A 15,188-nucleotide genomic window follows, 5' to 3' on the forward strand; every position below is an offset into this window, starting at 1 on the left:
ACTGCGCTCAACCTGACGAGGTTGAAATATTATGCTTTTTAGACGGCCTCTTTTTTAAAATCCACTGTTCAGGTATCCCTTAGCATGGTTCAAATACTCCTCTAACCTACCCTATGGATTCCAATATTTTTTCGTCCTTCTGTTTGGTGGAAAAGTTGATGGCACATTCAATCAATGCCAAGTGTGAGTATGCTTGTGGGAAATTGCCCAACAAACGCTTGGTTTTAAAATCAATATCCTCACTAAAGAGTCCTAAATGATTGCTATAACTCAATAAACGCTCAAAGCGCTCCAAAGCTTTTTCCTCTTCCCCAATCTTGAACAGGGCATTGATGAACCAAAACGTACAGATGGTAAAGGAGGACGAAGGCAATCCGAAGTCATCCTCGTTCTTGTATCGGTACAATAAACCGTCGTTGCTTAAGCCTTCTTCAATCGCCTTAACGGTGTTTACGTATTTAGGGTCCTTGGCATGAATAAACCCGTAGGGCTCCATTAAAAGCACCGAAGCATCCAAGTGTCGGGAACCATAGCTTTGCACAAAAGCATTGATGTCACTGTTCCAGGCGTTATCGTGAATGTCTTTCTTGATTTTCTGTTCAAGGGCTACCCATCGTTCCAATTTTCGGGTCTTACCGAACATTTGAGCCACTTTTATGGCCCTGTCCAGCGCCACCCAGCACAATACTTTGGAAAAAGTGAAGTGTTTGTCCTCTCCTCGGAATTCCCAAATACCTTTGTCTGGCTCCTCCCAGTGTTTGCCCACGATCCAAACAATACCTTTGGTAATGCTCCAAAGCTCCTCTACATTTTCAATATCGTTACTGAAATTGCGCAACTGTTCGTAAATCACATCCATCAAAATGCCATAAATATCATTTTGACGCTGTTTATAAGCTGCATTTCCAATACGGACGGGTTTGGAGCCTTTATACCCATCAAAATGGGCCAGTGTCCGTTCCGTTAAGGTTTTTTCCTTGTTGATGCCATACATGATCTGAAGTTTTTCGTCCTTGTCGGGCATCAAATCAATGATAAATTGCAGATAACGCTTAGCAGAATTTTTGTGTCCCAGCTCCGAAACCACTTTAATGACCATGGAGGCATCCCGAATCCAACAAAAGCGATAGTCCCAATTCCTTACCTCACCAATGGTCTCGGGCAAGGAAGTGGTGGCTGCTGCCAAAACCGCCCCTGTTTTGTCGTAAGTCAGCATTTTTAGTGTAATGGCACTACGGATGATTTCATCCTTGAACTTTTGATAATCAGGAGTTTTTGCGGCCCAATCCAACCAATACACCTTGGTCCGTTCCAGTTCCAATCCCATGGTATCGGTGGTAGGCTTAATGATTTTTTCGTTGTAGCATATCAAAAAGTAACCATCTTCCTCCAGTACAATTTCATCTCCAGCTAAAACACGATCCTTATCAAAGGAGGTATACAGGAAAAGCGTATCGTACTTCAATTTATGGGTAAGACTGGCGATAAAGTCCTCCTTCACATAATGCTTGGTCTCTCCCAGTCCGTATTCCAACTTGGGGTCGTAGTTGACCGCAAATTTTGGAGACCCCGACACATGTTTGATATAACGTATAATCTCGGGCTGCGCCTTGTATTTTCCGTTCATTTTATGGTGGCGCGGCATAAAGTCGTGCACCTCAAAAACATTGTCACCCTCGGTAAAACGCGTAATGAGAATGGCAGTGTTGCGGTAATACTCCTGTTCCACGGCATAATCCCCTTTGGGGTGCACCTCAAAACTGCCGCCTTTTTGTTCATCCAACAGCTTGGCAAATATCGAAGTAGAGTCAAACTGCGGCAAACAGCACCAGTCTATGGAGCCTTCTTTGGAAATCAATGCCGCGCTTCTGCAATTTCCTATAATTCCGTAATTCAAGTTGTCCATAGCTCAAAAATTCTCAAAAGGGTTCGAATGAATTGGTTTTGCGCTCGAATTTCCCGATTTTTAAAGAAAGAAAAAATTAAAATACGTCAAAAATAACCGATTCATGGCCAAAACTATCATAATCTCAAATCGACTACCCGTTCAATTACAAATTAGCAATGGAAGCCTTACCGCAATTCCGAGCGTTGGAGGATTGGCCACGGGAATGAAATCCGTGCACAGCGGAGGGGAAAGTCTCTGGATCGGTTGGTCCGGCCTTACCGACGAGGAAACACCGGAAGAGCTGGAAGATGAAATTGATGAGGCCTTAAAGGAACATGGTTGCGCCAAGGTAAAGCTCAACTCAGATGAAATAGACGGGTTTTACTATGGATTCAGCAACCGGACCATTTGGCCGTTGTTCCATTATTTTTTGAAGTATTCGGAGTTTGAACTTAACTTTTGGGATACCTACAAGGCCGTAAACCAAAAATTCGCCGACGCCATTATCGAAAATTCGGATGAAGACGACACCATTTGGGTGCACGATTACCAATTGATGCTGGTCCCGCAGATGGTCCGCGAAAAACGGCCCAACACCACCATTGGCTTCTTTTTGCACATTCCCTTCCCATCCTTTGAGATTTTCCGGACCTTGCCTTGGCGTGAAGAAATTCTGGAAGGTTTATTGGGGTCCGACCTCATTGGATTCCATACCTACGATTACGAAAGACACTTTTTAAGTTCCGTTCGCAGACTTATTGGTTTGGATGTGAGCTTCAATGAGATTTATCTGGAAAACAGGGTGATCAAAGTGGACTCCTTCCCCATGGGCATCGATTACAAAAAGTTTAGGGACGCTGCTGTTCTTCACGATTCCAAAAGCATGGAAGAGCGAAGCGATCTGCAGTTGCGTTTGGATAACCACAAAGCATCGGCACCGGACACCAAATTGATCCTCTCCATAGACCGTTTGGATTACAGTAAGGGAATCGCCAAGCGTATCAATGCCTTTGAGTATTTCCTTCAAAAGTATCCGGAGTACAAAGAAAAGGTCCGGTTGATTATTTTGGCCGTACCGTCCCGCTCCAACGTACCACAATATCAATTGTTGAAAAAAGAGGTGGATGAGTTGGTAGGTCGCATCAACGGAGAACTCTCCACCGTGAACTGGACACCTATTTGGTATTTTTACCGTTCCCTTCCTTTTGAAAGTTTGATTGATCTGTACACCTCTAGTGACATTGCCTGGCTTACCCCGCTTCGGGATGGGATGAACTTGGTGGCCAAGGAATATATTGCCACCCGAACGGATAAATCCGGGGTGTTGATCTTGAGCGAAATGGCCGGCTCCGCCTACGAAATGAACGAAGCCCTCCTCATCAACCCGAACAATTTTGAACAACAGGCAGATACGCTAAAGCAGGCCTTCAATATGCCCTTGGAGGAGCAGATTGCCCGAAACACCTTTCTCCAAAAACGTTTGGAACGTTACAATGTGGAAGTATGGGCCAATGAGTTTATGAATGCACTAAAAGAGAACCGCGACTTGGGCAAAGCTTTCATTTCCGAAAAAATGTCATCCGAAATATTGATATCCATAGAAGAGGCCTACGCCAAATCAAAAAAGCGATTGCTGTTCTTGGATTACGACGGCACCCTCGCAGATTTTCACAAGGACCCACAGCAAGCTTCCCCCGACGATGAACTGTATGAACTGTTGGATGCCTTGAATCAGCAGGAAAACACTACGGTATTTTTGATCAGCGGAAGGGACAAGCAAACCTTTGGCCGCTGGTTTTTGCCTAAAAACTACAACATGATCGTGGAGCATGGGGTGTGGATTTCCAGAAATGGGGAAGAATTTAAAATGCTGGAACAGGTAAAGGGCGAGTGGATGAAAAAAATACGTCCAGTGTTGGAATCCTTCGTGGACCGCACACCGGGCTCCTTTATTGAAGAAAAAAACTATTCATTGGCCTGGCATTATCGAAACACCGACCCTGATTTTGGCACCAAGCGGGCAACGGAACTCAATACGGTATTGCGAAGTTTGATCGGCAATGACGATATTAGCGTTTTGAACGGGAACAAGGTCATGGAAATCAAAAGCAGCAATGTGAACAAAGGTCGGGCCGCCACCCGAATGTTGAGCGAGGACGACTACGATTTTGTCTTTGCCATTGGGGATGACTGGACCGATGAATTCATGTTCCAAGAACTACCCGATTCTGCCATTACGGTAAAAGTGGGACTGAAGAAAACCCAGGCCAAGTACCATGTGGAGAGCACCAAAAAGGTAAGGGAACTTTTAAAACGATTTACACGACCATGATGAGAGCATTAGTGCTTTTTTGCTTCCTGTGTTCCATCCATGGATGGTCGCAAATGGAGACAGAGGTCTATTTGTTTGACCTAGATATGAGCAACGGAAAGCCTATTTTGAGCAATCCGAAAAACATTTCCAATAATCCGGGTTATGACAATCAACCCTCTTTTTGGGATGATGACCACGTCCTTTTTGCCTCCACACGCGAAGGTCAAACGGATGTGCTTCAATTCAATGTGAGCGAAGGCAGTACCTCTTCGTGGTTGACCTATACCACAACGGGTAGCGAATATTCTCCTCTTCGTATTCCTGGAAAAAGGGCCATTTCCGCCATTCGGCTGGATGTGGACGGACTGCAACGGCTGTATGAGTATGACCTCAAAAATAGCACCTCCGAACCGCTTTCGGAATTAAAAATCGGTTACCATGTTTGGTTTGATAAGGAAGTGTTGGTCACAACGGTTTTGGTGCAAAACCGAATGGATTTGGTGGTCATCGACCTAGAACAAGGCACCCATACGACTGTTTTTCAAAACGCGGGGCGATCCTTGCACCGAATACCGGGCAGCGATTTAGTCAGCTTTATCAATAAAAAGAACGCCAATTGGGAAATACGATCTCTAGACCCCGCAACTGGTGATACTAAAAAAATAGCGGACACCTTTGGACAGCAAGAGGATATTTGTTGGTTGAACGGACAAACAATACTGACCGGGGCCGGCAAAAGACTGTTGACATTGGATGTGGACGCTGATGATGCCGATTGGGAGACCGTAATGTCCTTCGGATTGGAGGAAATCAACAACATCAGTCGTATAGCGATAAGTCCCAATGGCAAACGGCTTGCGTTTGTGGCGGAGGATTCCCCAGCAAAAATTATCCAAAAACAGGTAGAGGCCTTTAACAGCAGAAATTTGGATGTATTTGTGTCCTGCTACACCGAAAATGTGGAAGTGCGGCGCTTTCCCAACGAAAAAATGTACCAAGGCACGGACAACATGCGAGACAACTATGAACGCTTCTTCGAAAACGTGAAACAATCGAGCGTGGAAGTGGTGAATCGTATCGTTCTCGGAAATATGATAATTGATGAGGAAAGGACCATGGTCGACGGAAGGGAAGGTCATCAAGTGGCCATTTACAAAGTGGAGAGCGGGCGTATCGCATCGATGACGTTTGTCTTTCCCGACGGACCCTTGACCGATGCGGAAACCATTGTTCAAGAGCAACTGGATGCCTACAACAACCGTGATATTGATGCTTTTGCGGAGACCTATTCAGAAGGTATTGAACTCTACAGTTTTCCAAACTCCCTTAACTCGAAAGGCAAATCCAAGTTAATACAGCAATACGGTGCTTTCTTTGACAGCACACCCGATTTACATTGTAAAATTCAGAATAGGATCGTCATCGGAAACAAGGTAATCGATCAAGAATCCGTGACCGTCAATGGAAGAATTATAGAGGCTATTGCCATTTATGAAGTGGAAAATGGCGAAATTGCCAAAGTTACCTTTATTCAATAATTAATTCATAAAACTAACTAAACCTCATGAAAATGAAGAATACACTTATGCTCCTTATGTTGGCCATAGGGTCCATTGGTTTTTCCCAAACCGACACTCGAATTTACGATATCATCAATGCCGTTTCGGCCGAACGCATTGAAAGTGATGTAACCACCTTGGTCAACTTTGGCACAAGACACACCTTGAGCGATACCGTTTCACAAACACGCGGTATTGGTGCTGCCCGAAGATGGATAAAATCAGAATTTGAAAAGATTTCAGGCGATTGCAATGATTGTTTGGAGGTGTTTTATCAAAAAAATCTTATCCCCAAAGGAGATAATGCCCGAATCGTAAAGGATGTGGAAGTGGTTAACGTAGTTGCCATTCAGAGGGGAACCAAGTTTCCCAACCGATTTATTATTATGAGCGGTGATATTGATTCCCGTGTGAGCGATCCAACCAACTACACTTCAGATTCTCCCGGAGCCAACGATAACGCCAGCGGTATGGCCGGCACCATTGAAGCCTCTAGGGTTTTGTCCAAATACCAATTCGAAAGCAGCATTATTTATGTAGGACTTTCTGGTGAAGAGCAAGGACTTTATGGTGGTAAAGGCTTGGCCGAATACGCCAAGGAACAAGGATGGGACATTGTGGGCATCCTGAACAACGATATGATCGGCAACATTACCGGAGTAGATGGCGTAGTAAGCAATAGGGATTTCCGAATCTTTTCGGAACCAGTTCCGCCTACCGAAACGGAGCAAGAGCGTCGGGCAAGACGTTTTTATGGAGGAGAAGTAGATGGGATTTCGCGTCAATTGGCTCGATATGTCTATAAAACCACCAAGACCTATATGCCCGAAATGAACCCTATGATAATCTATCGACTGGACAGATTTGGAAGAGGGGGACACCACAGACCTTTTAATGATCTTGGCTATGCTGGTATCCGAATTATGGAGGCCCATGAAAACTACACCCAACAGCACCAAGATATTCGGGTGGAAGACGGTATTGCTTACGGTGATGTTTTGGAGCATGTGAATTTTGAATATGCCAAAAAACTAACGGCTGTGAACGCTATCAACCTGGCCTCCATTGCTTGGGCACCACCAGCTCCAGAAACTGTTGAAATCGGGGGAATTGTGGAACCAAGCGCCAAATTGCGTTGGAGCAAGGTGGAGAGCGCTGTGGGTTATAAAATTTATTGGAGGGATACCACCTCCCCCACTTGGGACCATTACAAGTATGTGGGTGATGTAAATGAACACACCCTGGAAGGGATTGTCATCGATAATTTCTTCTTTGGCGTTGCCGCTGTAGGCAAGGATGGCCATGAAAGTCCCGTGGTATTCCCGAACAAGATATTTAGGTAGCTAAGCAATCTCCTTTCAAAGGAACCCAGTTTATTTTAATCCATATGAAGCATACAACGCTTATCGTTTTCTTTTTTGGGCTGGGTATTTTATCCGCGCAAAATTTCACCAAACAGGATACACTTCGTGGTATTATCACGCCCGAACGGGCATGGTGGGATTTGAACCACTACCACCTCAACGTCAAAGTGGAGCCATCAAAAAAGTTTATTTCTGGCCATAATGTGGTGAGGTATAAAGTGCTTAAAGCGGAGCAAACGCTTCAAATTGACCTTCAACCACCCATGGAAATCATTTCGGTTTCGCAGGATGGCAAAAAGCTGAAGTTTACTTCGGAAGGCAACGCGCATTTCATCCAACTGAAGAAAAAACAGGTTCCCGGCGATTTCAACGAATTGAAAATCACCTACTCTGGGCACCCAAGAGAGGCTGTTCGTGCCCCATGGGATGGAGGTTTTTCGTGGAAACAGGATGCGCAGGGCAATCCTTTTGTAGCTACTTCGTGCCAAGGTCTTGGTGCCAGCGTTTGGTGGCCCAATAAAGACCATATGTACGACGAAGTGGACAGTATGCGCATCAGTGTAACCGTTCCCAAGGACCTCATGGATGTGTCCAACGGGCAATTGGAAAGTGTTGAGGAGCAAGACGATTTTACTACCTACCATTGGGTGGTGAAAAATCCCATCAACAATTATGGGGTCAACGTAAACATTGGCAATTATGTTCACTTTGGAGAAACCTATGAGGGTGAAAAAGGCAACTTGCCACTGGATTACTATGTGCTGCCCGAAAACTTGGAGAAAGCCAAGAAACAGTTTGTACAGACCCCAATGATGCTACAGGCCTTTGAACATTGGTTTGGCCCCTATCCCTTTTACGAGGACGGCTTTAAGCTGGTAGAAGTGCCTTATTTGGGCATGGAGCACCAAAGTTCCGTCACCTATGGGAATCAATATCAAAATGGGTATTTGGGCCGTGATCTTTCCGGTACAGGATGGGGCTTGCAGTTTGATTTTATCATCATCCACGAAGCGGGGCACGAATGGTTCGCCAACAATATCACATACAAAGACATTGCCGATATGTGGGTACACGAAGGCTTTACGGCCTATTCGGAAAACCTCTATTTGGATTACCACTTCGGCACCAAGGCGGCAGAAGAATATGTCATCGGCACTCGGGCCAATATCCAAAACGACCGCCCCATTATCGGTCCTTATGGCGTGAACAAAAGTGGTTCGGGGGATATGTACTATAAAGGGGCCAACATGCTGCACACCCTTCGGCAGTTAGTGGAGGATGATGAGAAGTGGCGACAGATTTTGAGGAATATCAACAAGGATTTTTACCATCAGACCGTTACTTCGGAGCAGATAGAACAGTATTTGAGCGACAAGACAGAAAAAGACTTATCTGCCTTCTTTGATCAGTACTTACGCACCACAATGATTCCAAAATTGGAATACAAATTGGAAAACGGTTCCATTACGTATCGATATGTTGACATTGTGGAAGGTTTTGATATGCCCATTAGGGTTTGGGAAGGAGATATAGAAAAATGGTTGTTTCCATCAGCGCAATGGAAAACGGAATCCATCAATGGAACTCAACTCAAAATCGACAGGAATTTTTATATCGAAACAGAACAACTGTAAGTCAAAATCCGAATAACATCCATAAAGCGAAAAAAGGGCCAGCAAAAACTGCTGGCCCCTTTTTATGGTTGGTTGGTTATTTACGCTTTAATTAAACTGTAGCTGTGTAATAGCGAACGGACTGAAGGATTCACCTCCAGCTTTATAGGTCAGGTACAGTTCGGGTTGCACTCCATCCGTCTTTTCAATCGGGATGACCACTGCGGTCCCCTGTCCTCCAAGTCCTGAAGGATTCAAGCTTCCCGTGCCCAATACCTTGCCATCTGGGGCTCCTGCCCTCAATTCCATGGTATAGGGTATGCTTGGTGGCTCTTGCCATCCTACCATGGCCATTACTCTGGAAACTCCCGACAAATCGGTATTCTCCATTTTCAACCATCCTTCGGCGGCATTTAGCAACTGCAATTGCATACCGCCAAAGCTCATGGCCTGCATGCCTTCTGTTGGCGTTCCTTCGGGGAAGGACACACTATTACTGGCCAATACTATCGTTTCTGAACCTGTCAACGGCAATGCGTCACCTGTCCCTTCATCGGTATAACTGGCAGTCAACAAGAATACCTCTCCATTTTCTTTGGCTTCTGGGGTAATCTTACCTGCCATTGGCAACGAAGGTTGTTTGTTGTCACCACCTGCCAAAGACTGGATATACTGGGCTATCTGTCTAGCTTCCAATTGCGTTACATTGGGGTGAGCGGGCATTACCACTTCGCCCCAAACACCAGAACCACCAGCAATGATTTTGGCCATCAAATAGTTGGTAATACGACGATTTCCCTTATATTTTTCTGAAACGTCATAATAACTTGGCCCTATGGATGCTTCTTTTTCCTTGTGGCACGATTTACAATCCAAACTCTGGGTCAATGCTTTACCCATTACCGCCCCAGATACCTGTTGGTGTCCCAAGTTCATGTTTACCTCATCCATCCCAGAACGATATTCCACAGAGACATACACATTGTCCTCATCAACCTCACTATCGGCATCGGTCACGGTAACTTTATAGTTAATGGGTTGACCGGGAATGTAGAAAGAAGAATTGGCCTGTTGTAAATCAATATTGACCACAGGGCGCTCATTCCCTGCAATAATGGTCTTATCCAAACTGGATACGGCCTCTCCCGCAACATCCTTAACGGTTACATTCATTTTATAGGACCCAGCTTGCTTGTAGGCATAGGTCACCGTGGGTTCATTGGTTTCCTGTGTAGTGCCATCGCCCAAATCCCAAACATAGGTCATACGGTCTCCCTCTCGATCATAAGCATCTACCGTAGCGGTAACTGTGAGGGGCAGAGAACCAGCATCCTTGTCTACGATAAAACTATCGATTACCGGAGCACGGTTGCCGCCATTGTATTCAATATAGCTTAAACCACTATCCGGATTAGCCGAGAACCAACCACTTCCATATTCCAACAAGTAAACGCGTCCGTCTGGGCTCATTTCCATATCGATGAGATTATGGAGCTCAATATCTTTCGCAAACGGTTCCATTTTGTTGAAGGTACCATCTTCGAAAAGGTGAACGGCCATCATCCAACCGCGCATCCAATCGTAAATGATCACTTTTCCATCGTAATAAGCGGGCAAGCCTCCTCCGTTGGGATACATATCGGACCAATAGGTTGGTCCCGCCATGGCGTTACGGCTACCGGAACCTACCTGAGGAAAATCTTGGATTTCACCATAATGATAGTACACGTAAGCCGGTTTGGCCGGTGGCAATTCCCTCAGACCCGTGTTGTTTTTGGAATCGTTGATAGGTTTCTCGGGGTCAAACTTTCTCTCGGTCTCCCCCGTTTCGTAATTGTATTTGCTATAGGCAAAATTATCACCGATAAACATGGGCCAGCCATAATTACCCGCCTCGCGAGCCTGGTTCATTTCGTCATACCCCCGTGGGCCCCTTGTTTCCAAGCTATCTACCCGTGCATCTGGTCCAACATCGCCCCAATATACATAGCCTCGTTTCATATCCACAGAAATCCTGTAAGGATTTCTGTGACCCATGGTATAAATTTCAGGTCTGGTTTTTTCAGTGCCCACAGGAAATAGGTTTCCTTCAGGGATATCATAGCTACCATCCTCGTTTACCTTGATTCGAAGAATTTTACCCCGAAGGTCGTTGGTATTGGCAGATGATCTTCTTGCATCAAAATTTTCCTTGCCGGGTATGTCGTTCAACGGCGCATAACCGCTATTCACATATTTGGCACCCTTGTCATCAAAAGGGGTCGAGTTGTCTCCTGTTGACAAATACAACAATCCTTCAGGACCAAAGGCAATGGACCCCCCGGTGTGACAGCAAATCTCACGTTGACTGTCCACTTCAAGGATAACTTGCTCGGAATCCATGTCAAAATTACCGTCCTTGTACTTGAATCGTGATAAGCGGTTCACCCATTTATCGCCAGAAGGTGCATAGTATACATAAATCCAGTTATTTTCTGCGTAGTTTGGGTCCTTTTGTAGTCCCATAATCCCTTCTTCTGCATTGACCCCTGGTGTCTCCAGAGTTTTGTGGTATACATCCAAAAAGGCAACCTGGGTCACCTCCTGTGTTTCCGCTGAGTAAAGCATAATCTCTCCCCTACGCTGGGCCACCAACACATCGTTATTTGAAAACACTGTCATTTCCGTAGGCTCATAAAATTGCCCTGTGGAAAGTGTCACTTTACTGAAACGGTTGGCCTCCGGTGGCACCTGCGATTTGGCCTTGGCGTAATCCAGTTCCAAATTCTTCCCGATCACATAATTGATTCCTCCCAGCACATGCTTCAGGAACAATTCCTCGGTGTAACTTTCATCGGTATGTCCGGCAGCCGTGTAAAAGGCCCGTCCGCCATCAAACTCGTGGTACCAGGCCATGGGATGATAATCGCCATTCTCGCCACCCTCGTAAGTCGATTCATCAACGGTAACAAGAACATTTACATCCTCATTGAAATTTTTGAAATTGTAAAGTTCATCGGTTCTATGCCAAATGGAATCCGTAAAAAAAGATGTGGCCGGATGACTTTTGTCCTTAATGATGAAATCGGCTTCCGGGGTTCCAGCAGGGTGGCTCAGGAACTGTGCCCCGACCAGTTTATTGTACCATCCCCAATCGTATTCGGTGTCTGTAGCGGCATGGATTCCCACAAAACCTCCACCTGATTGAATATATCTTTCAAAAGAAGCCTCTTGGGCGGCATCCAAAACGTTACCCGTGGTGCTCAAAAACACGATGGCCGAATATTGTGCCAAGTTTTCGTCGGTAAACATGTCCCCATTGGTGGTCGTATCAATCACAAAGTTGTTTTCCTGTCCCAGTTTTTCCAAAGCGGCGATTCCAGCAGGAATGGAGGCATGCTTAAAGCCCATCGTCTTTGAAAAAACCAATAGTTTTGGCAGACCCTGACGTTTGTTTTCACAGCCAACCAATACAAAAAGGAGACAAAGTGCCCCTAAGATGTAATTTTTCATGTGCATAACTAATTGTTGTAAAATCTTAAAGTTTAGTTTGTTTATCAGCAAAATGCCGATAGAATGGCAATATAAATACAATTTTGCTGAAAACTACCTTCTATTGTCTCAAATTGTAAAAATAAACGAATTACTCGATACCGTGTGATTCTGTAACGAATTTGAAGAGCCTTTTCGTTACCATCCGTTTAGCTTGACTTCCCGTATTTTTGGTGGTAGATGAAGGCAGCCACTCCGCCAACAAAGGCGAACGCACTCAACATCCAAAACACATGTTGATGTCCCAATTCCTCACCAGGGTGGGCATCCAACAACATTCCATAAGCTGGTCCGGCAAAAACATCGGGGGTGTACCCTATCAAAGAAATCAATCCAACAGCAGTACCTGTAAGGGTCAATGGGATTTTCCCCACTTGCATGACCCCAAAATATAAGGCCCGTATCGCATACACGCCAACGGCAATCACCAACACGGAGATAAAAAATAAGGTAGTGGTAGATGGGGCTATGATTCCGCTGGCAAATAGCAATCCACCAATCAGCGCAAATAAAAATCCAACGACCAACAACCATGTGATCTTTAATCTATCCGCTATCAGCCCAAATAGAATGCCCGTAGCTGGTCTTAAAAATTGCAATAACGTTCCCACTTTGGCCGCTTCCACTTGATTGTACAGCATCACCTCTTCTGCATACTGTGATATGATATCTGTAATCTTGTAGCCCACATAACCGCAAAGGATGATGACCATCAACAGCCATACCGATGGCAGTTTTAGGACTTGTTTGATATCTTTCCATGAAATCCGCTCAAGAATCATCTCCTTTTCTTCATCTCCTGCCTTCATGAAAAACCATACCAAAAGACCCACTAAAATGATGATGATGGACACTGTGTACAGGAAATAGGTGAAAGCCGCTTTGCGGTCGGGCAAATCGGCCAAATCAGGTGGTTTCGTCAAAAAAAATGAAAAGACCAAAACTCCCAACAAACTGAACAAAGCGCCGGTTAGGCCCCGTCCACCGTCCAAAAAACCGAAGGCCTTTCCCTGGGAATCAATCCCGCCCCAAATTCGGGTTGCCTTGATCATAGGCGCCCAAAACAAAAATATGGTGGTAAATCCCCACCAACCGTACAACACCTGAAGCACCCATAGAGCAGGGTACTGAGCAAACAAAAATCCGCCCAATGCTGTCATCCATAAGGCAACTGCTATTAACTTTCTGGGTTGGTACTTGTCGGCCAACGGACCTCCAAAAACATAGGAAACCATGGCTACCAGCCCATACACCGAAAAGCAAAGTCCCAACTCCACATTGTCCAACTCCAACACATCCAGCACAGTGGGCCTAAACACACGGGGCAACACAAAGGGAAGGATAAAAATGGCCTCACCCGAGAGAATCAATAAAATCAAATAGAACCAACTCGGTTTTGTCGCCTTCAAACTTTGGTTTTTGCTAAAAGTCACCAAAAAAGCCGAGAAACACAAAAAGCGACGAAATAAAATCAGGTATCTTTAAGGATTCATAAATCAACCCTATATGACCCGACTGCTCGTTTTCTCCCTAGTATTGATCCTTGCCAGCTGCAAGAAAAAAAGCGTCAACACCTATGATGTGGCCATTACCAATGCCCAAGTGATTCATTTGGAGACGGGTACGGTCAAAAATCAAAACATTTTCTTGGTGGACGGAAAAATAGCTGCCGTGCAAGCGGTGGATTCCACTCAAGAATTCAAGGCCGGGACTACCATAGATGCTTCTGGAAAATATGTATTGCCCGGATTTTGGGACAATCACATCCACTTGCGCGGGGGCGATAGCTTGATTGGAAACAACGAGAACTTTTTAAAGCTTTTTATTGCCAACGGAATCACAACGGTACGTGATGCTGGTGGGGATTTGACGCATGCCGTGATGAATTGGAAGGGGCAAATAGCTACTGGAGAGCTGAACGGACCTGCCATTTTTACCGCCGGTCCCAAAATTGATGGACCCAATGCCAGTTGGGCAGGCTCGCTGGAGGTGGAAAACGAGGATGATGTGGTTCGGGCCTTGGACTCCTTGGAGGCATTGGGCGTTGATTTCGTTAAAATCTACGACAGCAGGATTTCTCCCGAGAACTATCTCAATGCCATAAAAGAAGCCAAAAAGAGAGGGTTTACCGTATCGGGACACATGCCGTTCACCGTCACCTTGGAAGAAACTGTAACAGCAGGAATGGACGGTATTGAGCATCTATATTACATAATGAAGGGCTGTGCCGCCAATGAATCGGAGGTCACGGAAAAGCTAAAAAACGGAGACATGGGCTTTTGGGATGCCATGCCAGCACTGATGGATACCTACTCGGACAGCACAGCTCAAGCTACCTTCAATAGGTTAAGGAAAAATGATGTTTTTGTGGTTCCCACGCTTCACATTGGCAAAACATTGAGTTATTTGGATGAAGTGGACCACAGCAATGATGAATACCTCAGTTACATGGGCCAGGGTATCATCAAAACCTACGAAGGCCGTATCCAATCTGCCCTTCGGGCAACGGAGGAAGCAAGGGAAAACCGAAAACAGTTGGATACCTTTTTTGGCCAACTGGTCAAATCCCTAGACTCGGCTGGGGTTCAACTATTGGCAGGATCGGATAGTGGCGCCTACAATTCCTATACCTACCCTGGGATATCGCTTCACCAGGAGCTTCAAACCATGGTAGCCAACGGAATCTCTCCCTTGAATGCCCTTCGTACCTCAGCAGTTAATGGTGCCAAGTTCCTGAATCAGACCGAAGATTATGGCAGTATTTCCGAGGGGAAAGTTTCGGATTTGGTCATTTTGGAGGCCAATCCCTTGGAAAATATCGAGCATACCCAAAACATACATACCGTAATCAAAGGTTCCGAAATATTTTCAAAAAGCGAGCTTCAAGAATTACTGAACACATCTAAAATAGACTAACAA

Annotated in this window: 8 protein-coding genes; 5 read left to right on the forward strand and 3 right to left on the reverse strand. The window is 45.3% G+C overall.

What is annotated here, in order from left to right; genetic code table 11:
- Positions 1–106: 106 nt before the first annotated feature.
- A complete protein-coding gene (locus tag GGE08_RS06220; protein WP_179384034.1) occupies positions 107–1,906 on the reverse strand; it encodes a glycoside hydrolase family 15 protein in 1,800 nt (599 codons plus the stop codon).
- A 103-nt stretch (positions 1,907–2,009) separates the two neighbouring features.
- On the opposite strand from GGE08_RS06220, the gene GGE08_RS06225 reads away from it, so the two are divergent.
- From GGE08_RS06225 to GGE08_RS06240, 4 genes are read left to right on the forward strand one after another with little or no spacing between them, the layout of a single operon-like run.
- Positions 2,010–4,220 carry a bifunctional alpha,alpha-trehalose-phosphate synthase (UDP-forming)/trehalose-phosphatase gene (locus GGE08_RS06225; RefSeq protein ID WP_179384035.1) on the forward strand — a complete coding sequence of 737 codons (2,211 nt, stop codon included), beginning with the start codon at positions 2,010–2,012 and terminating at the stop codon, positions 4,218–4,220.
- Positions 4,217–5,740: a nuclear transport factor 2 family protein gene (locus tag GGE08_RS06230; RefSeq protein ID WP_179384036.1), complete on the forward strand. Its 1,524-nt coding sequence runs from the start codon at positions 4,217–4,219 to the stop codon at positions 5,738–5,740. Before GGE08_RS06225 ends, GGE08_RS06230 begins: the two co-directional genes overlap by 4 nt.
- 32 nt (positions 5,741–5,772) lie before the next feature.
- Positions 5,773–7,104, forward strand: coding sequence for a M28 family metallopeptidase (locus tag GGE08_RS06235; protein WP_179384037.1), 1,332 nt, complete (start codon positions 5,773–5,775; stop codon positions 7,102–7,104).
- A gap of 44 nt (positions 7,105–7,148) precedes the next feature.
- Positions 7,149–8,759 carry a M1 family metallopeptidase gene (locus GGE08_RS06240; protein ID WP_179384038.1) on the forward strand — a complete coding sequence of 537 codons (1,611 nt, stop codon included), beginning with the start codon at positions 7,149–7,151 and terminating at the stop codon, positions 8,757–8,759.
- 87 nt (positions 8,760–8,846) lie between these two features.
- Here the strand turns inward: GGE08_RS06240 and GGE08_RS06245 are convergent, their stop codons facing one another.
- Together GGE08_RS06245 and GGE08_RS06250 are read right to left on the reverse strand one after the other, a co-directional pair.
- On the reverse strand, positions 8,847–12,230 hold the full coding sequence (locus GGE08_RS06245) for a ThuA domain-containing protein (RefSeq protein WP_179384039.1): 3,384 nt from the start codon (positions 12,228–12,230) through the stop codon (positions 8,847–8,849).
- Between the two features lie 188 nt (positions 12,231–12,418).
- A complete protein-coding gene (locus GGE08_RS06250; protein WP_179384040.1) occupies positions 12,419–13,678 on the reverse strand; it encodes an MFS transporter in 1,260 nt (419 codons plus the stop codon).
- A 97-nt stretch (positions 13,679–13,775) separates the two neighbouring features.
- Here GGE08_RS06250 and GGE08_RS06255 point away from each other — a divergent pair, with 97 nt between their 5' ends.
- Positions 13,776–15,185 carry an amidohydrolase family protein gene (locus tag GGE08_RS06255; protein WP_179384041.1) on the forward strand — a complete coding sequence of 470 codons (1,410 nt, stop codon included), beginning with the start codon at positions 13,776–13,778 and terminating at the stop codon, positions 15,183–15,185.
- Positions 15,186–15,188 lie beyond the last annotated feature (3 nt).

This window comes from Allomuricauda sp. ARW1Y1 (assembly GCF_013407935.1).
Lineage (GTDB): Bacteria > Bacteroidota > Bacteroidia > Flavobacteriales > Flavobacteriaceae > Flagellimonas.